Below are 22,029 nucleotides of genomic sequence, written 5' to 3' on the forward strand. Positions count from 1 at the left end.
CGAACGACCCAATATGGGACTCGGGGGAATTACTCCTCAACAGAAGTTGGCCATCATGGCCTGAGGTCTACTTTTGAACCCCGCTAAAAATGGGGGGATTACCCAGGCTACTTCGTAGGTGCAGGACTAGCTGCAGCTACAGGCATGGCAGTCGTAGCTAGCGCTGCAGGCTTTGTCATTGCCTTGGGCGTCGGCTACGTGCTGATGAACATTACACCAAGTGACGTCAGGAAGTTTGCTGAAGACGCCAGCGCCATCTTCCATCGTTCAATATCATTACTGGGCAATCCGAAAGCCTATTTCGACTATCAAGTTCAGAGAGCGGAGGATGCAGCCTACTGCACTATGAAATCCGCTAGCGAAGTCGTTGTGGAGGGAACTGTAAATCTCGTAAAACAGCGAGTTGACGACTTCCTCAGAAGTTTTTCTCCTTTTAATATCAGGTAAATACATGCCCAGCAATAATGAATGGCCTGTCCCTCAGAATCGTATGCTGCTCGGCCTTATTACGAATGGCATGATCTTAGGAGTAGGTGCACTAACCCACTTCACCTACAAGAGAGAAATCGAGTACTGGCAAGCTCAGATCCAAGAGCAAAACGAACTTATTGTTTTCAGTACTCAGATGAACTCTTTGTATTTCATGTGGGTAGGGCTCCTCCCGATACTGCTTATCCTAAACATCCACCTTCTTTTCAAAGACATATTGAAATGCGATCTCCCACGCATTGTTTTGAAAATCCAGAGCGCTCTGGCAGGCATTATGTTCCTGGGGATTTTTCTAATCGTAGCTGGCAATTGGTTCATCAATCCCGTTTGGGAACACCGATTCCGGGAAGCAGGCTTCACCGAGTGTGAAAACCGCGTACTCAATATCCGCAAGGCGTTGTTTAACGACGTATGGGTTCGGAATCCGGCTCACTGTGAAGACCCAAAACTCCGCTACATACTCCATGAACACTTCGATGACGAAGGGTTTGAGCAAGCCTCGCAATATTTAAGCACCTTGGAAGAACCGCCTATGAATTCGCAGTAGACACTTCAAGAAAGCGGATGGGATAAGGCCATTCTATCTTCGGATCCCGGTACTTTTCCGTTTTCTTGTATTTTGTGCAAACAGAGCCAGCCGGCTCACGGGTCGAGCCATTCATCAGTAAAGGTGCTGCTGAAACCCCACAAAGACCTCCCGGATCTCGCCTGCCGGGCCCAGTTCTCGGGCCGCGTCACCCAGGCTGTGGTACTTCAGCTCAATCAGCTGTCGCAGCTTTTCGGTGGAAAGTTCACCCTCCGGATGATCGGCTATGGGAGGCTGGCTACATGATCTTCAGATCTGTTTTCTCCATAGGAGCTGGGCCCGTCGTTTCCGCTGCGAACTTCCTAAACTTTTCTCCACAAATTAGGTAGAAAACATCAGCCAGTCAATAACTTCCCTCAAGTTTCGCCCCTGATCACTGGCCAGAGCTGTGACTGGAATTGCAATTGCACATATCAAATTGAATAACCTCAAGGCGTTGACCTTCATCTGGGACGGGCCGACAGGCCTCTGAAAACTCTTTATAGTTCATAGTGGTTACGACAGGCTTGGAGCCTGAAACCACACGGGAAAGAACAGGAAAACCGGCAACGGTGCCAGGCAGACAAGCCAGTACAGAATCGCCAAAGCCTTGTTCCTGTAGAGCCAGAACGAGATTGACCAGACCACCCCAGTGAGCATCAAGGCAAAGACGTAGAACACCACGCTGAATACGCCAGCACCGTTGCCTGACACGATGAACGACCAATTTGCCCAGAACACGAAGGCGTTGGTCAGACCCATCCCCCCTACAGCGAGCCAGCCCAGAAGCAGGCCAGCAAGTACGGTTTTGGTGTCCGCTTTCTGTGATGTCATCTCAAACCCTGTTCATAGAGATACCTGGCCAATTCCCCGTGCCTCCGCTTACCGGTTTCGCCATCCACGGAATAATAAAAGTGGCCTTCCTGCCGGGTCATCTGGTACCCCAGTAACGGAGAGGATGAAGCAACTTCATGGTAAGGCATGCCGGCGTATATGGGGTCGCCGTGCTCGTCGAGGTTCATCACTATAATCTTCTTGATAGCTGGGGCTTTCCTCAGAAGATTCAGGAAGGCCTGGCTTATAGGTGCGCCGATCAGGACCAGGTGGTAGACGGTCGTGCCTTTCAGGCCATATTTGGCTGCGACCTGAGCAGCCAGCAGGGAACCATAGGAGTAACCGACCAGATTGAATTGCTCGGCAGGCCGGGAGTTGGCCCGTAACAGGAGCGGGAAATTGGGATCGAATTCCCTGGCAAAGCGGACGCCTACCAGCGCATCAAGCACGGTGCCACCAGACCATTTATCCCGGTCTACGAAGACAGCACTCTCAATGCCGGCATCGTGCATTTCCGAAACAATGCTCTGAATATAGCTGCCATCAATGCCTGCGCCGCCAAAAAACAGAGTGCCGGAAATTGACTCGCCTGGGGCAATGCAGCATATGCCCTGAAGAGGGCCAAGTGGCTGCGTCTCCGGGGAACGGGATAGCTCGACGGTTCGCATAGGATGTCACTTCCTTGTAGAGGGTTGGGCGTTGCTATCCTGCAACACAAAATTATTCTAGGGGTCAGGGGTCGACAACGCAATGCTGGGGCAGTCAGGGTGAAACCAGAGACCGGGACTGATTTATTTTGGGGATAGTTATTCCGCAAGGCACCGGGCCCTTTTCACCTCAAATCAGCAAACGCCTCTTTCACGTGACCGGCCAGGGCATCATGCACCGGATTACTGCCACTGCGCACCAGGGCGATCTGGCGCCCCGAGGTGAGCTCCGTGCCGCGATAGCCCCCCATTCACAAGCTGCATGGAGCCGGATTAAAGGCTACACTGCGCCTTTATAAGGCGCTGGGCGCTGCTGGCGTACGTTTACAGGAAAGCCCATGTCTATTCAGCTCGATTTTCGCACCCTCAGCCTGACATTGATGCTTTTTAGCCTGGTGTTCGGTCTGGGCATGTTTGCCTATTCAAGAGAGCATCCCAAGTTCTCCGGTATAAAAACCATAGGTACCGGTTATTTCCTGATTGGTGGTGGCGGTGTGCTGCTCGGCCTACGTCATTTTATTCATGATTTCGCCTCCATCGTGCTTGCCAACATCGCGATCGTTATCGGTGTAGTGCTGATCTACAGAGGACTCTTTAAATTTATCGGTATCTCTCTGCGTTTTGAGCGTTGGCTGAGCCCAATACTGGTGGTGCTGCTTGCAGCAGTCATGTATTTTTATACCTTTCATACGCCAGATGTAAACCTGCGCATACAGGCTTTCTCTATCGTCTTTGCAGCGGCCTGTTTTATTGGTGCCAGCGGGTTGTTGCAACACCGTGAAATCCATAATCGGATGGTCGCCAGAATGCTTATCGCTATGTTTTTGCTGGTGGGCGCCTTCTTTATCTTCCGTTTCATTTGGTCGTTTTATGAAATACCGCCTGATGATTTCATGAATGCCGGGTTTCTTAGTGCGTTGGCGATTATTGCCGGTGAGTTTCTGGTTATTTTGTCATCGTTTTGCACTATATGGATGTCTTCCGATGAGCTGCAGGATGAGCTCTCAGACATAGCTCGCATTGACCCTTTGACGGGGATCTACAATAGGCGGGCATTCGACGAATGTTGTGATATCGAGTTCAGCCGTGCGCTGCGTTCGGGGACTACTTTCGCCATTATCATGTGCGACCTGGATCACTTTAAAAAAATAAACGACCAGCACGGCCATCATATCGGTGACGAGGTGTTGAGGCGCTTTGCTGCCATTCTCCAAGACAGAATACGGCAGCACGATGTGGTGGCGCGTTTTGGTGGCGAAGAGTTCGTTTTACTGTTGCCTAACAACAATACCGAACAAGGACTACAGGTTGCGGAGCAAATCAGAGCAACGACAGAAGCAACTCAGATTACGCTTAATGATGATATCAGCGTAACCCTTTCAGCGAGTTTCGGGGTGGCCCATTACTGTGCGGGTGACAGTGATTGGAGTGCGGTGCTGCACCGTGCTGATAATGCGCTTTACGCTGCCAAAAAACAGGGTCGCAACCGGGTTGTCGATCTGACAACAGCGCACCAGGGGTTGCATACTGACCTGATGCCGCGTGAGCAGACATAGAGAAACCGGGACACCCATTTGCCCTAAGTTAGACTCGAAGCTCAGCATTAGGTCACACCCGCATGTGTTGGCGGCTCAGCTTACACTCAGCTTTTCCTCGTTGCCAAACAATGCAGCCCGTACCCCATACACTACGCGGGGTCACCGCTACTGGTCTGTTACCTGAGTGCCCCACCGACCTAGACGCTGCCGACATTCAGTACCAGGTAATCGTGCACCAGCGTCCAACATCGCTCCCAGAGCCTCCGCCAGCCGGAAACCTGAACATATGTCGCAATGCTCCAGTTCATCAAGAATCCACAACACGCCCCGGACATCCAGCTCAGCTTCGCGACCGGACCTCCTCAGTGCACCGTCGTTGGTCAGCAGTGTCCAGCCCATCTCCCTGGCCACGAAATAGCAGGAGACGTCCGCCAGGGAGGAATTGTTCAGGGACTGACGGAGCTGAAACAGCGTAGCGGTCTGCTCGCCATCGATAGTTTCAATGGTCAGCCCCAGCTCTGTGAGTTGCTGACCGGGCGGTTTACGCAGCTCCCGCCATACGAAATCCGTGGTTACGAACTGGTGCGGAAGCTCAAACACTGTTTCGAGCAGGCCACTACGATGGAGGTCGATCCAGATATTGGTATCAGAAACGAGAATTTTCGCTGGCATCCTTGCCTTCACCCGCCTGTCCGTTGGCCATGATATCTTCGATTTCTTCCAGGCTTTGGCCCAGTAGTTCGGCTGCCCGGGACGGGGTTATCAGTCCCTCGGCAAGCGCGCGGTACACCAGCTGCCGGAGTCGATAGGAGTTTTCCGGCTTCAGTGGTGCTGGCTCATTCTTCCTGAAGCCTCTCATGGACCACTGCCGGAAAGTATCCTGATAGAAGCGCTGCTGAACGATTCCGAGATCGTAAAGGCGCCGCAGGATGGCCTGGATGGAGATCCCCCATTCTTCCTTCGCCAGTAGGAATTCATTGAACAATACCCGCTTGCGGTGCTCGCCAAAGATCTCCCTGACCTGCTTTCTGGGGAACAGGAACGCGCTGGCAAACCGGTGACACCAGTTCTCCTCATCACGGGTGCCATGGACGTCTGCCGGCAGGCTCATAACCAGGTGGCCCAGCTCGTGCCCCAGGTTGAAGCGCTGCCGCTCGCCAGGGCGAGCGGTGTTGCTGACGATGACGGCATCGGCTCCATTGTTGACGACAGCGCAGAGGCCATCGAACTTTTCATGAGCCTCAAGGCCGACCACTTTGATGCCGTTCTCTTCGAGGGTTTCGGTCAGGTTGGCGATGGGATTGGTGCCAAGGTTCCACGCCTGTCGCAGGTCTTCAGCAGCCTTTTCAATATCGCTAACATTGGACACCGGAAAGCGTTCCTGCCATTGTGCAAAGCCTTTATCCCCGGTTCCGGTTTCGAACAGGTTTTCCGCCGCCAGGTATCGCTCGAGGTGCTCCCGCACCTGTTCCTTGACGGCTTCCTGCTGTTTCTTGCCAAACGCTGAGTGTTTCCGGAAATCCACCTCCCCCAGCTCCACAGAGTCCGAGCGGAAGAAATATTCCGGATTCACTTCCAGCACATCCGCAAGCTGGATCAGACGGGTGGAGTTGGGCGCATCCCTGCCCTGTTCGTATTTCGACAGAGCCTGTTTGGAGATGTCCCCCAGTTGATCGGCAACTTGTTGAAGGGACATATTTTTCAGGACACGCGCACGACGCAGTCGGTCATGCAACATGGTTCTATTCCTTAGAATGGATGAGGAATGGTTGACAATTTTAGTATTTATCAAACATACGTCAACCTCTGCCTGTGGAAATCAGACAATTTACGGACCCCGCGGTTACGTCTCAGCGTCGCTTACCCGTTTTTCTTTACAAGCATATTCGTGGTCAGGCGATCCATAGTCTCCTTGTTGGCCGGACCGGATTCGGCCACCAGCAGGGTCAGTGCGGCCGGGCTGCGCCTGCGGGTCGGTTAGCAGCGAAACCGGGACAGATTTATTTTCTGGGGGGCAGTTATTCTGCAAGGCACCGAGCCCCTTTCACCTCAAATCAGCAAACGCCTCCTTCACGTGACCGGCCAGGGCATCATGCACCGGACTGCTACCACTACGCACAAGGGCGATCTGGTAGTCCCCAAGCGGCGGCAGGCCTTCCCGGTCCAGTTTCCGTATGGGTGGCCGCACAAGGCTGGCCGGAAAAGGGGCTACCGCCAGGTCCGCCAGCATGGCTGCCTCCTGGCCGAAACAGTTGTCGCAGGTATAGGCAACGCGATAGGACATATGGGCTTCATCCAGGGCATTCAGGGCCATCCGGCGCCAGGCACAGCCATGGTTCGCCAGAGACACAGGCAGGGGTGAACGATTGGCGGCGATGCCTCCTTCGCGCCCTGCCCACACCAGAGGTTCCGTATGTACGACTTCCCCCCGCCACTGCTGGCCCTCGTTTCCGATGGTGATCAGCACCATATCCAGGTCCCCGGCATCCAGACGGTCCAGGTTCTGCTGGCTTGAGCCCACCATCACGTCTACCTGCACCGCCGGCCAGGACCGCGCAAACTGCGCGAGCACCCCCGGCAGGATACGGCTACCCACATCATCCGAGGTCCCAAAACTGACCCGGCCTTCCAGGGTTGGCGTGAGAAACTGCTGTATCGCCTCCTCATTCAGCCGCAGCAGTCGTCTGCCATAGCCCAGCAACACTTCACCTTCAGGCGTCAGCCGCACGTGGCGGGCTTCCCGCACGAACAGGACATGCCCCAGGATTTCCTCAAGGCGTTTGATCTGCATGCTCAGCGCCGAGGGCGTACGAAAAACCTGCTTGGCAGCCCTGGTAAAACTGCCGCTTTCGGCAATCGCCACGAAACTTCTCAGCACATCGGTATCCAGCAGGGGAAGGGCTTCACGACTGATCACCGGATTTGAACGGTCCATAAGCTTACCTTTCAGTTTTTCTTAACCCAGATGTTAAATCTTTTCGTTTGTCTGATCAAAAGTGAGATTGCATGCTTGAGAAACGTACCCGGCAGACCCGCCGGGCTTCTTCCATAACGGGTAAGGAGAACTTCAAATGGGCAACCAATCAGAGTTTCAACGCCCGCAATTGAGCCCGGATTCCCCGGTGAAGCCACCCGAGCTTGATCTCTATATGCCGGCAACGCCGCCACTGGCCTTTCTGGAAAACGTTGCGTTCTGGCTGAGGATCTTCCGGCGCAGACACCACTTCCGGCGCCTGTTTGTGCCGTTGCTGAGGGAGGAGGATCGGATTCTGTCGGATATCGGGGTCAACCGATCAGACATTGAGTGGGCGCTTGCACTCCCACTGAAAATTGATGCCCTGAAGGCGCTGCAGGCCTGCCGCAAGGCGCGAGAAAAGAGTTAGGTGCTGCGGGATCTCCACACTGGGGTAGGCGGGCGCCAAACACACTCTGATCCAGTGATTTCCTGGGCGGTGTCCAGCCTCACCTCGACGGTCTTGTCGGCGTCTTCATAGATGATAATGGGGTTTTGACTTTCCGTAGTCATGCGACGTTTTCTTCCGTTTGATCAGGCGCTGTGCCCGACTCCGGATATAGCACTCCACGGACGAATATTCTTCAACTGATCCTGAAGAGCCTCTTCTGCAATTTCAGTGTCGTAGGCTGCCTGAGCTCGCAACCAGTAGCCATTGGACAAGCCAAAGAAGCGGCAAAGTCGAAGGTCCGTGTCTGCGGTTATCGAACGCTTTCCAGCAATAATCTGGCCGATCCTCTGGGCAGGCACCCCAATCTCTTTAGCCAGGCGATATTGAGAAAGGCCCATCGGCTCAAGGAACTCTTCCTTCAGTAACTCGCCTGGCGTTACAGCTTCAATGTTTCGCATGAGTTACCCTCCTAATGGTAATCAACAATTTCGACATCTTCCGCACCAGCCTTGGTCCAGCGAAAGCAAACCCGGAACTGCCTGTTGATTCGAATGCTGTGATGCCCTTGGCGGTCACCATGCAATGGCTCCAACATATTTCCGGGCGGTACTTTAAGATCATCCAACTGGCTCGCAGCCTGGAGTTGCCGAATTTTCCTCAAGGCAACTCGCTCAAAATTGACGAAGCATCTGACGCGGCGTCCGCTTGCCAGCTTCTCAGTATCCTTACATCTGAACGATATGATCATGGGTTAATAATGACGCGCCTCGTTAATGACGTCAAGCGTTACTATTCTCATGCCTCGACAGGAAGGCAATCGTCAGACGGCGCGCAACCAGGCAGGAACGGCAGGTGGCGTCTCCTGTGTTCGGCGGTCTGGTACGAGGAGGGCTGTGTCGGTGTCATTTTCCGTTGCACCCGTTTTTTTCAGTGTCGATCTCGGGAAGCCTCACCCGACTACCCGAGCAGGAGCAGATCCGTTGCGGAATTCCCCCGCAGAAGCCGGTCGATTTGCAGCGGTCTGCTGACTGACCCACGAGATAACAGGGAGACTACCATGTCCAATGAAGAAACAGGCACGGTTCACTTGCACCGGGTTCTGAGAACCCCGGCCGAGCGGGTTTACAAGGCGTTTACGGACCAGAGCGCTCTGGAGCGCTGGCTTCCTCCGTACGGGTTTACCGGAAAGATCCACGGCGCAGTGGATGCCCGCACCGGTGGTGGCTACCGGATGTCGTTCACCAACTTCGGTACCGGCAGCCAGCATGCCTTCACCGTGGAGTACGTTGAGCTGATACCGAATCAGCGTATCCGCCACACAGACCGTTTTGATGACGCTAACCTGGCCGGTGAAATGACGGTCACGATTGATCTCGAATCGGTGTCCTGTGGCACGGATATCCGTATTGCCCAGGAAGGTATTCCGGCCATGATTCCGGTGGAAATGTGTTACCTGGGATGGCAGGAATCACTTGAGCAACTGGCCAGGCTCGTTGAGCCGGAGATTCCCGACAACGGCTAGCAAAAATCCGAGCCCGTCTGCCCCGACCGGCAAGGCCGGGGCGGCGCAGATCTGGCGGAGCGTGCTCTGGCAGGGTTTTAGTCATTAATAACCTTTACCCCAACCAACTCAGCTTCCGAAAAGGTATCGCCGTCCGCCAACAGCCGCTGGTTATATGATCCTGGCTTACTCTGGCAGGCCCTCGAACTCTGGCACGTCACCAAGCGCCCCGTCCCAAACTGCTCTGCTCGATGTGAAGATGTGCGCCGTTGGCAACACAGAGACTTCAGTGTCCAGACACCCTGCGGGAACGACGAGCAAACCGGTCAGTTGAGTGCCTGGCAATGCTGAACCACACGTCCTGCAAAAGCTTTTGTGGTGGCGAGTACCTGGAAGCGTAAAGGATGTCACCGCATCTGCACCCGCCAGCCAGGTTAGTTTGGCTGACTGCGAGAATAGATTCGCCGCATGGGCAGATCCCGTATCTTTCTGGCAATACTCACAATGACACAGGTAAAAACTGTCGAAGTCTCCGCACACCTCGAATTTCACTGTGCCACACAGGCAAGAACCAATATGCCTGGTCATGGGATTCCCTTCTATGGTCTGTAAGTGACGCACACATAACGACGCTCTGCGGCAGTTTTTGAACCGCGCAGTGGTGGGTAATATTGTCCGGCAACAGCGGCTGGTTATACATTATTCGTAGTGGCTCCAGAGCCTGAGGACTTTGACCACTTGCTCGCCCTCCAGCACCTGGTAGACCAGACGATGCTGAATATTGATGCGGCGTGAATAGGCCCCCGCAAGATCGCCAATGAGTTTTTCAAACGGGGGCGGCTTGCGGTATGGATCTTCTGCTATCAGCGCTAACAGTTCCTGGGCTTTTGGTTTGAGGCCACTTGAGGCCAGCTTCTTTGCGTCTTTCTGGGCTTGCCTGGTATAAACCAACTTCCATGTCACCAGTCCGGCTCCTCATCGCATTCATCCACGGGGGTGTCCATCCCCTCACGAATAGATTCCCGCATGCCTGGTACGGAGAGCAGGTAAAGTGTTTCCTGAATAGCAGACCAGTCTTCCTCGGAAACCAGGACGGCTCTGTTCCGCTTACCCATGATGACAATTGGCTGGTGGGACTCGGCGGTCTCGTCAATCAACCGATAAAGGTTGCTGCGCGCCTCAGTTGCTGTGATTCCGGTCATGACGCACCTCTTGAGTGTGTAACTTTTCACCAATAGTACGCCTTTAAGTACGTACGTCAAGACGAACGCCTTTTATGACGCTCGGCTATGCGGTGTGCCGGAACGCCCGCGGAGGTGGGTTCGACAACAGGTTCCACAGGGCCTGGACGGGGTTCGCCTGCGGCTGCCACCCGGTTAAACTACCGCATCAAAAAGACAAAACCGGAGATCGACACGATGAAAACAATAAACCCCACATCCAAAGCCATTTCCGAGGTCCTGGCCAAAACCCCGAAGGGTAAACCGGTGGTCATGCTTAACCTGCTGAAGTTCCGCGAGCAGGCGGACTACGAGGAACCACGGCCCGGTGTCAGTGGCCGTGACGCCTACCAGGAATATGGACGTGGGGCCATTCGCTGCATCCACGCGGTTGGCGGCGAGCTGGTCTGGTCGGGGGCGCCGACCGGCACCCTGATTGGTCCGGAAGAGGAGCCGCAATGGGACGAGGTTCTGCTGGTGCGCTACCCCTCCCTGGACGCGTTCCTGAAGATGATCGACAGCCCTGACTACAAGGCCATTGTTCACCACCGGACAGCGGCGATTGAGGACTCCAGGCTGATGCCGATGCTGGCGTCCTGACCGGTCCGGGTGTGAGTGAAACCCCGCCCGCCGGAAACCGCTCGTGACGGAGTACACCCTCATTTATCATGGGTCTTCGTGCTCCTTGTCACCATAGCGGCGGCAGCTTCGTACGCTCAAGCCCGGGACCCCCGACAGGTCCGCCGGCGATAACAGTTTGTTGAGGTTTCCGTTGAAACGAAGTACCGACAAAACCTGGGTGGATGCTTTCCAGCAGCGGTATTCCGTCAGAGAGAGAATCTTTCTCTTTTACATGTTCTTTTTTGCCGGGCTGGCGGTTCTGACGATCCTCGCCAACCTGGCGAGCGGGTTCGATTTTTCTTTTAATTACAAATGGATGGCCATCAGCGGATTTTGCCTCGCGCTGGGCCTGCTGGCGATCAAACGCATCAAGACAGAACTGGTGCATCGGGTTGGCGTCTATACGCTCAGTCTGGTCATACTGCCGGCCTCGTGGCTTTCAAGCGCGGGCCTGATGTCGCCCAGCATGGTGTATTCGGTTGTCGCTTTGCTGCTTATTAATTTCCTGCTGGCTGGCATTGAACGAATTGCCCTGAATGCCGCTTTCCTGGGCGTGAATCTGGCCCTGATCTCCCTGTACCACTTTCAACCAGGGCTATTCCGAACCCTGTCTGCAGAGGAGCAGTTTCTCGACTGGATGGTGAATATTCCCATGCTCTTTGTCTTTACGGCCCTGCTGCTGGCAACCTTCGAGCGGGCCTACGAGCGCGAGCGGATGGTGAACATCGAAAAGACAAAGAAGCTGGCGGCCCTGTCTCGAACGGATTCATTGACCGGCTTGCAGAACAGACGCCATCTTGATGAGGATATCGAGGAACGGGTCAGGGATTGCCGGGACAAGGGGACGCCCCTTTCCATCATTGTTTTCGATGTCGATTACTTCAAACAGTTCAATGATGCCTACGGCCACCTGCAGGGTGATGAATGCCTGCAAACGATTGCCTCATTGCTCCGGGAAGCCGCCTTGAGATCCGGCGACAAAGTGTACCGCTTTGGAGGGGAAGAATTTCTCATTCTGCTGAAGGATACCGACCAGGCAGGAGCGCTCGCTTTTGCCCGGAGGCTCAAAGCCGATATTGAAACCGCAGCCATCCCCCATGAGCAATCGGCCGTGGCGCCAATCATTACCGCCAGCATGGGCATAGCGACAGGCCAGCCTCCCGAGGTTGAGGGCCAGACATTGCTCGACCAGGCTGATATGGCTCTTTATCAGGCCAAGGCGTCGGGTCGTGACACGATCGTGTGCTTCGAAGATTAACGGGCGGACCGACGCCCTCACTGGTCAGGAGATCTGCCTTGCGCCCCTGAACGACTTGAAGCGAACAAATACATAAAGTAAGGCTGTGGAAGCTCTGGCAGGAATGGAGCTGAGGTGTGTTCCGCAAATAGTTTCACAATCGTCTTCCAAAACTATGGTTTCTCCGGAGACTCCATCTCCGGAAAAACCACATTAGATCCCGAAATCACCCTTCTCTGGGCTTCCGGTACTCACCCTGCCGCTCCAGCATCCAGCCCGGATACTCCGCCGGCAGTCGACTGACCTCATCCAGGGCTGCCAGCTCGTCCTCAGAGAACCGGACCTGTGCGGCCCGGATGTTGTCCTGCAACTGGTCGCCACGCTTGGCGCCAATAACGACGCTGGTGACGACGTTCTGGTGCAGCAGCCAGGCAAGCGCTACCTGGGCCACGCTGACGGACTGGCCGCCGACCTGCTTTCCTGCGGCGATTTCCCGCATGGTGGCGATCACCGCACTGCCCCGCTCCCGGTCAACGGGCGGGAAATCAAACCTGGCGCGCCGGTTCTCCTCAGACACATCCGGCCCCTCGTACTTGCCGGACAAGTAGCCGCCGGCCAGGGGGCTCCATACCATCAGCCCGATGTTCTCGGATTCCAGCATGGGGATCACTTCCCGTTCCAGATCCCGCCCCACCAGGGTGTAATAGGCCTGCAGTGAGAGAATCGGGCAAAGATGGCGGGCCCGGGCAATGCCAACCGCTTTCATCACCTGCCAGGCCGCCCAGTTGGACAGGCCGACGTAACGGACATGTCCGTGCTCAACGAGGGTATTCAGTGCCTCAAGGGTCTCTTCGATGGGTGTGGCGGGGTCGAAGCCATGGATCTGGTACAGGTCGATGTAGTCGGTTTGCAGGCGCTGCAGGCTGGCCCTGCACTCGTTCATGATATGCCCCCGGGAGGCTCCCCGGGCATTTGAGCCATCGCCCATGGGGCCGAGAACCTTGGTGGCGAGCACGACATCTTCACGGCGGACACCCAGGTTCTTCAGGGACTGGCCAACGATGCGCTCACTGGCACCGCCACTGTAAACATTGGCGGTATCGATAAAATTGATGCCCGCCTCCAGGGCGGTTTTCACCAGCTCATCGGCCTGCTCCTGCTGCAACTGGCCGATCAGCCCCCACATGTCGTCACCACCGCCAAAGGTCATGGTGCCCAGGCACAGTTCCGATACGAACAGGCCCGAATTGCCGAGTGTGCGCATACGCAAAGGGGCATCATTGCTGGATTGGGGAAGGTTGGGCGTTGTCATAAACGATCACCTCGTCATTATGGAAAAACCTGCGGTTGCAGGGCCGTATATCCATCCTAGGCGACCACTCGACCAATCCGGCTGACAAAAACTCGCAAGTAATTGCACAATCCTCTCAACCTGAAAACAGGCGTACTGACGTTTAGCGCAAGAAGCCCTATGATCGTCTCAGAACAGGAGGTTCCCATGTCCGCCCAGCCCAATGCCGTTCCGACGCAAACGAATAACCGTGCCCTGAAAAGGCTCCGCGATCTGGTTGAACAGCAATGGCTCACCCACGGACCAGAGAACGCCATTAACGGCTTGCGCCTGACCCGAGCACGGGAGCCCAGCGGTACTATCCGGGCCCTTTACCAGACCTCGTTCTGCATTGTGCTGCAGGGCGCCAAGGTGACGGCAGTTGGGGAGTCAGCCTTTCACTACCGAGAAGGCGAGTGCCTGTTGGCATCCATCAATGTGCCGGTAAACTCCCGCATTGTGGAAGCCGCTTCCGATAAGCCTTATCTCGCACTGAGCTTGTCGATTGACCCGGTGATGATTTCCGAGCTGGTGGTCAGCCATCCGGAGATTGCTTACCGGGCCCCCGGACAACCGGCGTTCGTTACCGCTGGAATACCGGATGACTTGTACGATCCTGTCACCCGACTGCTTCTGCTGCTCGACCAACCGGACGACCGCGAAGTACTGGAACCTCTCCTCCGCCGAGAAATCTGCTGGCGTATATTACGCTCCCAGCTGGGCCCCGCCCTGCAGAAAATCGGCCTGAAGGATAGCGAGACTGCCCGCATTGGTCAGGTAACGGCCTGGCTGCAGACGTATTATCACCAGCCTTTTCGGGTGGCTGATCTGGCAGCTATGGCGAATATGAGCCCGGCGTCATTTCATCGGCATTTCAAGAATATAACCCGGTTAACGCCGGTGCAGTTTCAGAAGCTGGTACGCCTGCAGGAAGCCCGCCGGCTATTGCTGAGCGACCAGGAGGTGGCGAGCGTGGGCTACCAGGTTGGTTACGAAAGTCCGTCCCAGTTCAGTCGCGACTACCGCAAGCTGTTCGGGGCGCCACCGGGCAGAGATAAAGCGGTGATGCGATCAAGCGTGGCAATTGAGACTCCCCTGATCTGATGTCGGACCTGAAGAGTACGTCCTGACACACACTGTCGAGGAGGACGATATGCGCAGCAAAAACGATGATCGCAGAATCCAACGGTTTATGGGCTGGAGCGCACTCATACTGTTTACGCCGTGGGTGCTGAGTGCCTGCCTCAAGGGCGTGCAGGCCTACCAGAGCGGCCTTCTGGACAACAGCAACCTGCTGCTGGTGTTGATCGGTTTGATTGGCGTAGCGTTCGGTGCCCTGGTGCTCTGGGTAATTCCGACGTGGAACGCGAGTCATTCAGGGCGCTGAGGGCATCAATCAGCGGACTGCGCCAACGGTGTTCACCGGCGGCCCTCACCGACCAGGTCGCAACCTGTCATTGCGCACCGGAAACTGCCCATTGATGGTAAGCCATACCGGCTCGCCGGCGAGGGCTTCACCCTCGGGCAGCCCCCTTTGGGCATGCAGGTGCGGTTCCGAGCTGTTACCGGAATTGCCCATCGCTCCCAGGAAATCACCGGTTTCTACCGGGTCTCCCGGTGTGACAGCGACACTGCCCTGTTTCAGGTGTGCCAGGAAGACGAAAAACCCACCGCAATCGATGGCCACATGGTTACCAGCCATATGGTCGCGATCCATCTCTGGAACCCGCTGGTCTTCCAGCCCATCCACCAAAGGCTAGCAGTGGATGTGAAAGCACCCACTGCCGCAGGCGGGTCATGCCGTTGCCGGCCTCACTCATGGGTGGGTCGTCGCTGCGATCACTTGCCGGCCACCGGCTCAACGTGGGAACCATTCGGTTAGCCCTTCGATACGACTACTGCTATCGCCGATGCGTATCGGTATCTGCCAACGCTTGACCACACCAGGGCGCGTCGGGTCATCAACCATGTCGGCATGGGCTGCCCGTGGTTCGATCCAGCCATAACTCTGGCCATCCGAAACCTTTGCCCAGCGCGCTTCGGCATCAGCCTGGTTATCAAGGAAAGAGGGGGCGCCAGCAGGGGCGACCCTGGCCCAGGTCGGGCTGTGCCGGTTGGCTTCGACACCTCGTGAGGAGAAACGCAGGAAGGGTTCGTCCTGCTCGCCCATCAGCACTAGCGGGGAATTGCCGCGATAGGACAGGAAAAGCCCCGGGCGGGCGCTACCGGGCATGGCGCGTATCAACGCCCGACCTTTCAATGCACCAATATCCACCACCTGCGCCTGGACCAGGCCGGCTGGGGCGGGCACGTATTCGAAGTGGCCGGAGATAACGCTTTCGGTTTCTCCCAGTCGAACCGGAATCGACCACTGCCCCACAGGCGCGCGCTCACCGGCGTCAATAACCTGATGGGTCGGGTCGACCGATTCCGTTCGTAGCCGAAGATCGAACCAGCCCCAGTTCGGTGTGGCCTCAACGACCGTCCAGCGCGGATCTCCGGACGCTTCGGCGGGAATTGCGCCGGGCGCCATGAGCGTGTTGGTGCGGTGGAAAGCCGCCGCGCCCAGATCCCCTTCGGTATGTTCCGGGCCAATGCGCAGGAAGGGCCTGCCGGCTTTGTCGTGGATCGTTAATGACTTATCCGTGGGATTTGCCACCAGCAACTGGGGCGCCAGGGTCTTGCGCAACTGCACTCGCAGTTCCGAGAGGGCCGGGGGTATCGGATCGAGCACGGCACGTATGCTGCCTTTATCCCCGTCTGAGCCACTGCCGTGGCTGTGGGCGGTCACCGCCCACAGCAGAGTCAGGGTGGCCGTCAAGAATGCGACGAAAAGCCGGCCCCGAAGGGGCCGGCCAAAGTTGAGGCGACGCATCATCCGCCACTGCCCTGATCGGTGAAGTCAACGATCAGGCCCTCAGTTGCCCCGGGCAGACTGGTGATGGTATCCCCCAGCACCGCGAAGCCGCCCTCGAGCGCGATCCCGAGTTCGTTCATCAGCTGAGGCGTTCCATCCTGAAGCTGACCCAGGGTTGGTACGGCGCTGGTGGCACCTGAACCGATGTCAAAGATCGGATCCAGCAGTGAGCCACCGCTGCCAATGCTGCCAATCAGGCCACCGACCAGGCCGTCATCGCTGCCCTCGGCCTCGGCTGGCGCCGGCTCAAGCTGTTGTGCGAGAGGGCTATCCGTCGCACTCGGATCGGCCAGCACACGGACCGGCGTGGATTCCGAAGGCACACGCATACCGTCATCCGATTCATAGCTGATAAACAGCATGTATTGGCCCTCTGGCAGCACGGCACGGTTGCCGGTCATCTTGACCCTCACCTTGTTGCTGTTGCGGTCTACAATCGGCAATTCTACCGTCCGCTGATCGCCGTCGACCAGGTGGGTGGTTGCCTTGCGGCGGATCAACAGAACCTGGTCAATATCCGATCGATCCGTCTTGATGTCGAAAACACCGCCATTGGTCATCAATGCGACAGGCGCTCTCTCGATCACCGGACGATCATCACGCATGGCGTAAGGCGGCGTGTAGATCTCAAATGACGGGTCACGCCCGGCATAGTCCGCAAACCCCAGTTCGTCCATGTTTATGAACGACAGATAGGCGGTATTGATGGGGGAATGGCCGCCGATCAAAACCCGTCCGTCAGGCATCAGCACGGCCGTGTTATGGTAGGTCCGTTCGCGGTTGGCTGAAGCCATGGGCTTCCAGGTTTCGGTTTCGATGTCGAAACGTTCGGACTGAATGATTGCACCTTCCAGACCTGTCGCCACCACGCCATCGCGTGTTCCACCGGAGAATACCATGACGCTGTTGTCTGGCATCATCACGCCCGAACCATACCAGCGCGGCTGGTTGAGCGAACCGGTCAGACGCGACTCGTAGGCCATGTCAGCACCATTGGTGGTGACGGTGTCGATACGCGACGAGGAGATCGGCAGATAGCCACCCGGGCTGCCTGCAGCAACATAGGTCGGCACGCCACCGGCCGTGAGGAACTCTGACTCGTGGTAACCACCATTCGCATCCGGACGCAACGGAAGTTGAATCGAGAACGTCGAACCGCGCATGCCGGAGCCGATGGCCCGCTCAAGTGCCTGGTCATCGACCGGCGTTTCGAGCAGTTGACTGATGGCAGCCGTCGGATCGTCAAGGGTCTCGCCAACAAGATCACCCAGAAGACGCTCTACCTGATCCGGATCGGTATTGGTCGGATTGAGCGTGGTGCTCAGTGCATCCAGGCCAGTCTCGTTAAGCCGCAGCGGCAAGCCGGCATAACCGAGGTCGGTCCATTGTCTGGATTCAGGGTTGTAGGTTCCGACAATATTCCACAGGGCCTGGTCATAGGCCTGCCCGAAGGGGTTAAACGCCTGGCCACCTGCGTTGTAATACACGTGCCCGTTCGGCAACAGGTGCATACGCGGGAACAGCGGCAATGAACGCTGTCCGGCTGAGCCGTTGTTGCTCCAGGTACCGTTCTCGATATCGTAAGTTTCGGTCTGTGCGACGTTACGACCGGACTGGATCGGGTCTTCCGGGTATACCGGCTTGAGCAGCTTGGTGACACCGCTGGCCACGAATACGTCGCTGTTGGCCAGGCTCACCAGGCTCGGATACCAGCGGCCGTACTGCATGTCGCCGCTCTGGCTCCAGGTGTTGCTCGCTGGATCAAAGATACGCGAGGACTTCAGGCCCTCCAGCTCGACAACACCGACCGGCAGGCCGTCGACACCTGGCTCGGAATAATAGTCGGTGCCACCGACCGCCATCATTCTGCCGTCTGGCAGGAACACCACGTCAGCACAGAATAGCGCGCCGTCGTTCGTGTCTGTGTTGTTCGCCGTATCCAGCAGCCCGCCGGTGAGCGTGGTGCTGTCATTGCCGTCCGGGTTGGCACCGCCGTCGTTTGGCAAGGGCTTCACCCAGCTTGGCTGGTCATTCGCATCCAGAGTCATAACGCGGGATTGGTCATTTACCGAGACCTCGCCGAACTGGGCGATGACCGCAAGTTCAGCGTTTTCCGTGCCTTCCAGCGCATTGAGGTACAGGAAGCGACCGCCACCCAGAACGGCTATGGTGCCCGCCGTGGGCTTGCACTGGAGGGCACCGCTGGCGTCCATAATGCAGCGATCACCTGTCGCAATCTGTTCACCATCCACCTGAATGGTGGGTTCGGCGAATGGTTCACTGAAGAAGCCGACCTCTCCATTGACTTCAGAAGGCTGGCCGTCGCCGGCGCTTTCACCATCGCCGCTCAGCAGTCCACCCAACAGGCCGGCATAAGCCGGCGTTGTCCCCACGATGACCAGCGCTATCGCCGATGCCAAAGGTAATCGCTTGTAGCATTCTGTTCTGTGCATGTCACTTTCTCCTGGCGGGAGCCGCCCCAAGTGCGGTTCTGCCTTGTTATTGTATTTACCGCCCGGTTTATAAACCGAGTGTCCATAGGGGGGTACGGGTTGACTTCAGAGAAAGTTGCACCTGGATTTATTTTTTTTGGGGGGACTGACCGAGCTTGCCACTCACGGCTGTCCAGGCCTGCTTTAGTGGTCATCAGACCCCGGACAGAAGGCCGGCAAAGGTTTACCAGCACTTACGCATAAGACAACTCGATAGCCGTCACATCCGCCACGAAAAAGGGAAAGTACTGTGCCGTGTCGAAGTGATTGCCGGCTTCCACATGGGTGGGCAGGCGAAAACCGCCGAAGGACCGGAAATCGGAGAGATACCCACCGAACGGTTGCCGCTGATAGCGCTTCGCCGAATTGGCATTGCTCCAGCGCTGAAACCGGACCTCGGTGGGTTGGCCGTCCGCCGCCACCGTCACATCGACGGATTGCGACAGTCCCCGGTGCTCGACGGTAACGCGGGCACGGTGGGCATCCAGGCCCTCCCAGACCACGCCGGGGCCAGGCAGCACGGCGGCCGGCGTCCAGAAGACGGCCTCCGCCACATAGCGGCCAAAGGCTGAACGGGTGTGGTCCGGGTCTCCGCCCAGCCGGGCGATCGGCAATAACCCCAGCAGCCAGAACCGCGTCCACCGCTGGCTATCGGAGCCGGACAACCTCATCAGGCCGCGCTTCGCCTGCATTTTCCAGACGAATCCGCTCGGCATGGCCAGTAACTGGGTTGCCGTAAAATCCAGGTAGCCAGGCTTGTCTTTGGTGCCCAGACCAAAGCGCCCGCCCATGGAAACCCGGGCAACCGTAGCAAGCGGCGTTCCCGGGGCAATCGTGTACAGAAAATAGCGCCGCGCAGGGTCCGGCAGGGCCGCGACCATCCCGGCGGCAAAGATGGGCGGTGCTTCAGGCTGGCTGGCCGCGAGCTCGTGCATGGCCTTACGGTCCGCCCGGTGATCAAGCTGTCGCCAGCACAGCGCCAGCCCCATAACCGTGAGTACGATGAGCAGGAGACTGATTGCCATCATTCGATCACTTCAGTCACCGGCCGCCTGGGCGATCGCGGCTTCTGTCACGGGTCGGAGCTTATATTGGGAGCAGATACGCTGCGTAACGACCATGGACAGCACCACCGAAACGGCGAAAAACACCAACCCGATGTGCACCTGCACCGACGCCAGACCACCGAATTTGATGGTAGCCGCCATGATCGCAATGATGAATACGTCCGCCATGGACCACTTGCCGATCAGCATGAGCCTGTTGACCAGGCGAAGCTTTTTCTCCTGACACACAGCCCGTCCGGCAGCAATGTGCCAGCACACAGCCAGCTTATACAGCGGCGTGGCGACACTGAACAGGAAGATAATCAGGGCCAGAAGAAGCTCTCCCCTGATCAGGAGGTGCCACACACCGCCAAGCAACGAAAACGAATCCTCGATCACCACGAACTTGTGCAGCGAAAACATGGGCAGCGTTACGCCCAGTACGAACGTCACTAATGCGGCCATCAGAATGGCCCGGTTCATCCCGGGCAGTAACTTTTTCATGGCTTTCAGTCATCCTTGGCGAAACAGGGCGTCAGCTGAAAACCGGCCATGCAGGGTTCTATACCCGGTCCCGGGCTGACAGCTAGCCAACAGTATACGGGATCCGAAAGCGTTGATCTGCTGGAATTAGGGAGCCTCCGGGGGATGCCCCAACTGGCAGGAGCAAGAGTTACTTTCTGGCCTCAGCAGCCTTCTCCACCGCATCAAAGTTCGCCTGGATCCGCTGCAGCAGGTAGTCCCGGGCGGAGATGGGCGGGTACTTCTTCTCCGGCCCCTGGATCATCTCTTCTTTATTGGCCTGGCAGAAGAACGCCAGGCTGTAGCGGGGGCCGTTGTAGTCGCCGGGTTTGGGCATGCGCACCCGGTGCAGGGTCGACTTGAGGCGGTCGTCGCTCCAGCGCATCAGCATGTCGCCGATGTTGCAGGTGATGCGGTCTTCCTTCGGGGTCACGCTGAACCATTCCCTGTCATCGCCCTTGCCTTCTGCGTCCTTGCCGGGGCTGACCTGCAGTCCGCCCTGGCCTTCCTGCTGAAACACCATGGTCAGGCAGTCAAAATCGGTATGGGCACCGGCCCGCCAGATGGATTCGTCCGGTGTGTGGTCTTCCGGCAGCGGCAGGTAGTGCAGCAGCCGCAGGGTGCTCTGGTAGTCCTCGCGGGTGCGGTCGTGGGCCCGGGTGAAGAAGTCCCTTTCAAAGCCCAGACGGTCGGCAAAGCAGGACAGCACCTTCATTCCCAGCTGCCAGGCACGGTGTTCGAAGTCGAGCATCACCCGGTGGAACTCCGGCACCAGAGTCTGGTTCGGCCACAGGTCGTCCATGTGCGGCAGGGTGATCTGGAAGGACTCCTTGTCGTCGGCGGTGCCGGTAGACGGGCGTACCTGGGACTTGTACTCCCAGCCGGCGTTGAGGCCCTTCTTCAGGGGGAAGCGCTGCTTGTCGGCTTCCGCCAGGGCGAAGAACTGCTCGGACAGGCCAAAGGCCTGCTTTATCAGGGACAGCTCCAGGCCATGGTTGGACAGCTGGAAGAAGCCCACTTCCGTGGCCGCGTCCCAGAGCTGGTCGGTGATCTCCTCACGGCGCTGGTCGAAATCGGTCAGGTCGATTACGGGCACGTCCCGGTCAATCTCTTTGCCCATGCCACCGAAGGTGGTCTCCAGGTTCAGTTCCTTGAGGGTGTACTTTTCTGCAGTAGTGGTCATCGGTGCCTCCCGGGCAACTTGTCAGTGAACAGAGGACACCGGAGGCGAACAGGTATGGACAGACGGTGAGACAGTGGGTCCTCGCCGCCAACCGCCTGCAGGCTCATCCGGTCGACGACTGAGCAATGACCCGACGCCAGTTCTGGCGCCTGACTGCTTCTACTCAGACTGGCAGGCCGCCCTCACGGGGACTAACCTGCCTGAAGGAATGAAGCAGCATCTGTGCCATCCGGCAGCTTTCAAAAGCCGCCCGCGTTTCAGTGAGTTGGCCAGACACGGGGTCAGCGCGGGTGGAACCAGTACAGTGCGACCAATGCCCGGAAAGCACCATCTTGGTGCCTTTACCGGAGGCTTCCGGAGCGCAACCCACGATCCTGACCAGCTGGTCAGATAATGGAAACGTTTTTGCATCGGTTATGTCCA

At 57.2% G+C, this 22,029-nt stretch carries 27 protein-coding genes; 9 read left to right on the forward strand and 18 right to left on the reverse strand.

Going from position 1 to position 22,029, the window contains the following annotated elements; genetic code table 11:
- Positions 1-144 precede the first annotated feature (144 nt).
- Together ACFOZ5_RS11615 and ACFOZ5_RS11620 are read left to right on the forward strand one after the other, a co-directional pair.
- The gene (locus ACFOZ5_RS11615; RefSeq protein WP_379887446.1) at positions 145-447 is read left to right on the forward strand and encodes a hypothetical protein; all 303 of its coding nucleotides are present in this window, start codon (positions 145-147) and stop codon (positions 445-447) included.
- 4 nt (positions 448-451) lie between these two features.
- The gene (locus tag ACFOZ5_RS11620; RefSeq protein WP_379887448.1) at positions 452-1,036 is read left to right on the forward strand and encodes a hypothetical protein; all 585 of its coding nucleotides are present in this window, start codon (positions 452-454) and stop codon (positions 1,034-1,036) included.
- 534 nt (positions 1,037-1,570) lie between these two features.
- On the opposite strand, the gene ACFOZ5_RS11625 is transcribed toward ACFOZ5_RS11620, so the two are convergent.
- The 3 genes from ACFOZ5_RS11625 to ACFOZ5_RS11635 all read right to left on the reverse strand — a co-directional run bounded on the left by ACFOZ5_RS11625 (position 1,571) and on the right by ACFOZ5_RS11635 (position 2,846).
- A complete protein-coding gene (locus ACFOZ5_RS11625; RefSeq protein WP_379887451.1) occupies positions 1,571-1,888 on the reverse strand; it encodes a hypothetical protein in 318 nt (105 codons plus the stop codon).
- Entirely contained in the window at positions 1,885-2,556 is a 672-nt protein-coding gene (locus ACFOZ5_RS11630; RefSeq protein WP_379887453.1) for a hypothetical protein, read from the reverse strand. The genes ACFOZ5_RS11625 and ACFOZ5_RS11630 overlap by 4 nt, the downstream gene beginning before the upstream one ends.
- Positions 2,557-2,720: 164 nt before the next feature.
- The gene (locus ACFOZ5_RS11635) at positions 2,721-2,846 is read right to left on the reverse strand and encodes a hypothetical protein (protein ID WP_379887454.1); all 126 of its coding nucleotides are present in this window, start codon (positions 2,844-2,846) and stop codon (positions 2,721-2,723) included.
- Positions 2,847-2,933: 87 nt separating this feature from the next.
- Between ACFOZ5_RS11635 and ACFOZ5_RS11640 the strand changes: the two genes are divergently transcribed.
- On the forward strand, positions 2,934-4,151 hold the full coding sequence (locus tag ACFOZ5_RS11640) for a GGDEF domain-containing protein (RefSeq protein WP_379887456.1): 1,218 nt from the start codon (positions 2,934-2,936) through the stop codon (positions 4,149-4,151).
- A gap of 147 nt (positions 4,152-4,298) precedes the next feature.
- Here the strand turns inward: ACFOZ5_RS11640 and ACFOZ5_RS11645 are convergent, their stop codons facing one another.
- From ACFOZ5_RS11645 to ACFOZ5_RS11655, 3 genes are all read right to left on the reverse strand, one after another.
- Entirely contained in the window at positions 4,299-4,805 is a 507-nt protein-coding gene (locus ACFOZ5_RS11645; RefSeq protein WP_379887459.1) for a type II toxin-antitoxin system VapC family toxin, read from the reverse strand.
- The gene (locus ACFOZ5_RS11650; protein WP_379887461.1) at positions 4,780-5,871 is read right to left on the reverse strand and encodes a helix-turn-helix domain-containing protein; all 1,092 of its coding nucleotides are present in this window, start codon (positions 5,869-5,871) and stop codon (positions 4,780-4,782) included. Before ACFOZ5_RS11650 ends, ACFOZ5_RS11645 begins: the two co-directional genes overlap by 26 nt.
- A gap of 306 nt (positions 5,872-6,177) precedes the next feature.
- Positions 6,178-7,068: a LysR substrate-binding domain-containing protein gene (locus tag ACFOZ5_RS11655; protein WP_379887463.1), complete on the reverse strand. Its 891-nt coding sequence runs from the start codon at positions 7,066-7,068 to the stop codon at positions 6,178-6,180.
- A gap of 136 nt (positions 7,069-7,204) precedes the next feature.
- On the opposite strand from ACFOZ5_RS11655, the gene ACFOZ5_RS11660 reads away from it, so the two are divergent.
- A complete protein-coding gene (locus ACFOZ5_RS11660) occupies positions 7,205-7,516 on the forward strand; it encodes a hypothetical protein (protein WP_379887465.1) in 312 nt (103 codons plus the stop codon).
- Between the two features lie 164 nt (positions 7,517-7,680).
- Here the strand turns inward: ACFOZ5_RS11660 and ACFOZ5_RS11665 are convergent, their stop codons facing one another.
- Positions 7,681-7,995 carry a HigA family addiction module antitoxin gene (locus ACFOZ5_RS11665; protein ID WP_379887467.1) on the reverse strand — a complete coding sequence of 105 codons (315 nt, stop codon included), beginning with the start codon at positions 7,993-7,995 and terminating at the stop codon, positions 7,681-7,683.
- 11 nt (positions 7,996-8,006) lie between these two features.
- Positions 8,007-8,285: a type II toxin-antitoxin system RelE/ParE family toxin gene (locus ACFOZ5_RS11670; RefSeq protein ID WP_379887469.1), complete on the reverse strand. Its 279-nt coding sequence runs from the start codon at positions 8,283-8,285 to the stop codon at positions 8,007-8,009.
- Between the two features lie 309 nt (positions 8,286-8,594).
- Here ACFOZ5_RS11670 and ACFOZ5_RS11675 point away from each other — a divergent pair, with 309 nt between their 5' ends.
- Positions 8,595-9,059, forward strand: coding sequence for an SRPBCC family protein (locus ACFOZ5_RS11675; RefSeq protein WP_379887471.1), 465 nt, complete (start codon positions 8,595-8,597; stop codon positions 9,057-9,059).
- A gap of 165 nt (positions 9,060-9,224) precedes the next feature.
- Here ACFOZ5_RS11675 and ACFOZ5_RS11680 read toward each other — a convergent pair whose 3' ends face one another.
- The 3 genes from ACFOZ5_RS11680 to ACFOZ5_RS11690 form a co-directional block, all read right to left on the reverse strand.
- On the reverse strand, positions 9,225-9,626 hold the full coding sequence (locus ACFOZ5_RS11680; protein ID WP_379887474.1) for a GFA family protein: 402 nt from the start codon (positions 9,624-9,626) through the stop codon (positions 9,225-9,227).
- A gap of 111 nt (positions 9,627-9,737) precedes the next feature.
- Positions 9,738-10,001: a Txe/YoeB family addiction module toxin gene (locus ACFOZ5_RS11685; protein ID WP_379887476.1), complete on the reverse strand. Its 264-nt coding sequence runs from the start codon at positions 9,999-10,001 to the stop codon at positions 9,738-9,740.
- Complete coding sequence (locus ACFOZ5_RS11690; protein ID WP_379887478.1) at positions 9,998-10,240, reverse strand: type II toxin-antitoxin system Phd/YefM family antitoxin; 243 nt, start codon at positions 10,238-10,240, stop codon at positions 9,998-10,000. The genes ACFOZ5_RS11685 and ACFOZ5_RS11690 overlap by 4 nt, the downstream gene beginning before the upstream one ends.
- A gap of 216 nt (positions 10,241-10,456) precedes the next feature.
- Here ACFOZ5_RS11690 and ACFOZ5_RS11695 point away from each other — a divergent pair, with 216 nt between their 5' ends.
- Positions 10,457-10,858, forward strand: a complete 402-nt coding sequence (locus ACFOZ5_RS11695; RefSeq protein WP_379887480.1) for a DUF1330 domain-containing protein — start codon at positions 10,457-10,459, stop codon at positions 10,856-10,858.
- A gap of 172 nt (positions 10,859-11,030) precedes the next feature.
- Positions 11,031-12,137, forward strand: coding sequence for a GGDEF domain-containing protein (locus tag ACFOZ5_RS11700; protein WP_379887482.1), 1,107 nt, complete (start codon positions 11,031-11,033; stop codon positions 12,135-12,137).
- Positions 12,138-12,342: 205 nt separating this feature from the next.
- Here ACFOZ5_RS11700 and ACFOZ5_RS11705 read toward each other — a convergent pair whose 3' ends face one another.
- The gene (locus ACFOZ5_RS11705; protein ID WP_379887484.1) at positions 12,343-13,428 is read right to left on the reverse strand and encodes an aldo/keto reductase; all 1,086 of its coding nucleotides are present in this window, start codon (positions 13,426-13,428) and stop codon (positions 12,343-12,345) included.
- A gap of 186 nt (positions 13,429-13,614) precedes the next feature.
- On the opposite strand from ACFOZ5_RS11705, the gene ACFOZ5_RS11710 reads away from it, so the two are divergent.
- A complete protein-coding gene (locus ACFOZ5_RS11710) occupies positions 13,615-14,550 on the forward strand; it encodes an AraC family transcriptional regulator (RefSeq protein WP_379887486.1) in 936 nt (311 codons plus the stop codon).
- A 49-nt stretch (positions 14,551-14,599) separates the two neighbouring features.
- A complete protein-coding gene (locus ACFOZ5_RS11715; RefSeq protein WP_379887488.1) occupies positions 14,600-14,833 on the forward strand; it encodes a hypothetical protein in 234 nt (77 codons plus the stop codon).
- A gap of 45 nt (positions 14,834-14,878) precedes the next feature.
- Here the strand turns inward: ACFOZ5_RS11715 and ACFOZ5_RS11720 are convergent, their stop codons facing one another.
- The 6 genes from ACFOZ5_RS11720 to ACFOZ5_RS11745 form a co-directional block, all read right to left on the reverse strand.
- The gene (locus ACFOZ5_RS11720; RefSeq protein ID WP_379887489.1) at positions 14,879-15,163 is read right to left on the reverse strand and encodes a M23 family metallopeptidase; all 285 of its coding nucleotides are present in this window, start codon (positions 15,161-15,163) and stop codon (positions 14,879-14,881) included.
- A 141-nt stretch (positions 15,164-15,304) separates the two neighbouring features.
- The gene (locus ACFOZ5_RS11725) at positions 15,305-16,324 is read right to left on the reverse strand and encodes a hypothetical protein (RefSeq protein WP_379887491.1); all 1,020 of its coding nucleotides are present in this window, start codon (positions 16,322-16,324) and stop codon (positions 15,305-15,307) included.
- Positions 16,321-18,816 carry a galactose oxidase-like domain-containing protein gene (locus ACFOZ5_RS11730; RefSeq protein WP_379887493.1) on the reverse strand — a complete coding sequence of 832 codons (2,496 nt, stop codon included), beginning with the start codon at positions 18,814-18,816 and terminating at the stop codon, positions 16,321-16,323. Before ACFOZ5_RS11730 ends, ACFOZ5_RS11725 begins: the two co-directional genes overlap by 4 nt.
- Before the next feature lie 233 nt (positions 18,817-19,049).
- On the reverse strand, positions 19,050-19,880 hold the full coding sequence (locus ACFOZ5_RS11735; RefSeq protein WP_379887495.1) for a DUF6544 family protein: 831 nt from the start codon (positions 19,878-19,880) through the stop codon (positions 19,050-19,052).
- Between the two features lie 12 nt (positions 19,881-19,892).
- Positions 19,893-20,405: a paraquat-inducible protein A gene (locus tag ACFOZ5_RS11740; RefSeq protein ID WP_379887497.1), complete on the reverse strand. Its 513-nt coding sequence runs from the start codon at positions 20,403-20,405 to the stop codon at positions 19,893-19,895.
- Between the two features lie 169 nt (positions 20,406-20,574).
- Positions 20,575-21,606 carry an isopenicillin N synthase family dioxygenase gene (locus ACFOZ5_RS11745; RefSeq protein ID WP_379887499.1) on the reverse strand — a complete coding sequence of 344 codons (1,032 nt, stop codon included), beginning with the start codon at positions 21,604-21,606 and terminating at the stop codon, positions 20,575-20,577.
- Positions 21,607-22,029: the final 423 nt, after the last annotated feature.

Source organism: Marinobacter lacisalsi (assembly GCF_042651045.1).
Taxonomy (GTDB): domain Bacteria; phylum Pseudomonadota; class Gammaproteobacteria; order Pseudomonadales; family Oleiphilaceae; genus Marinobacter; species Marinobacter lacisalsi.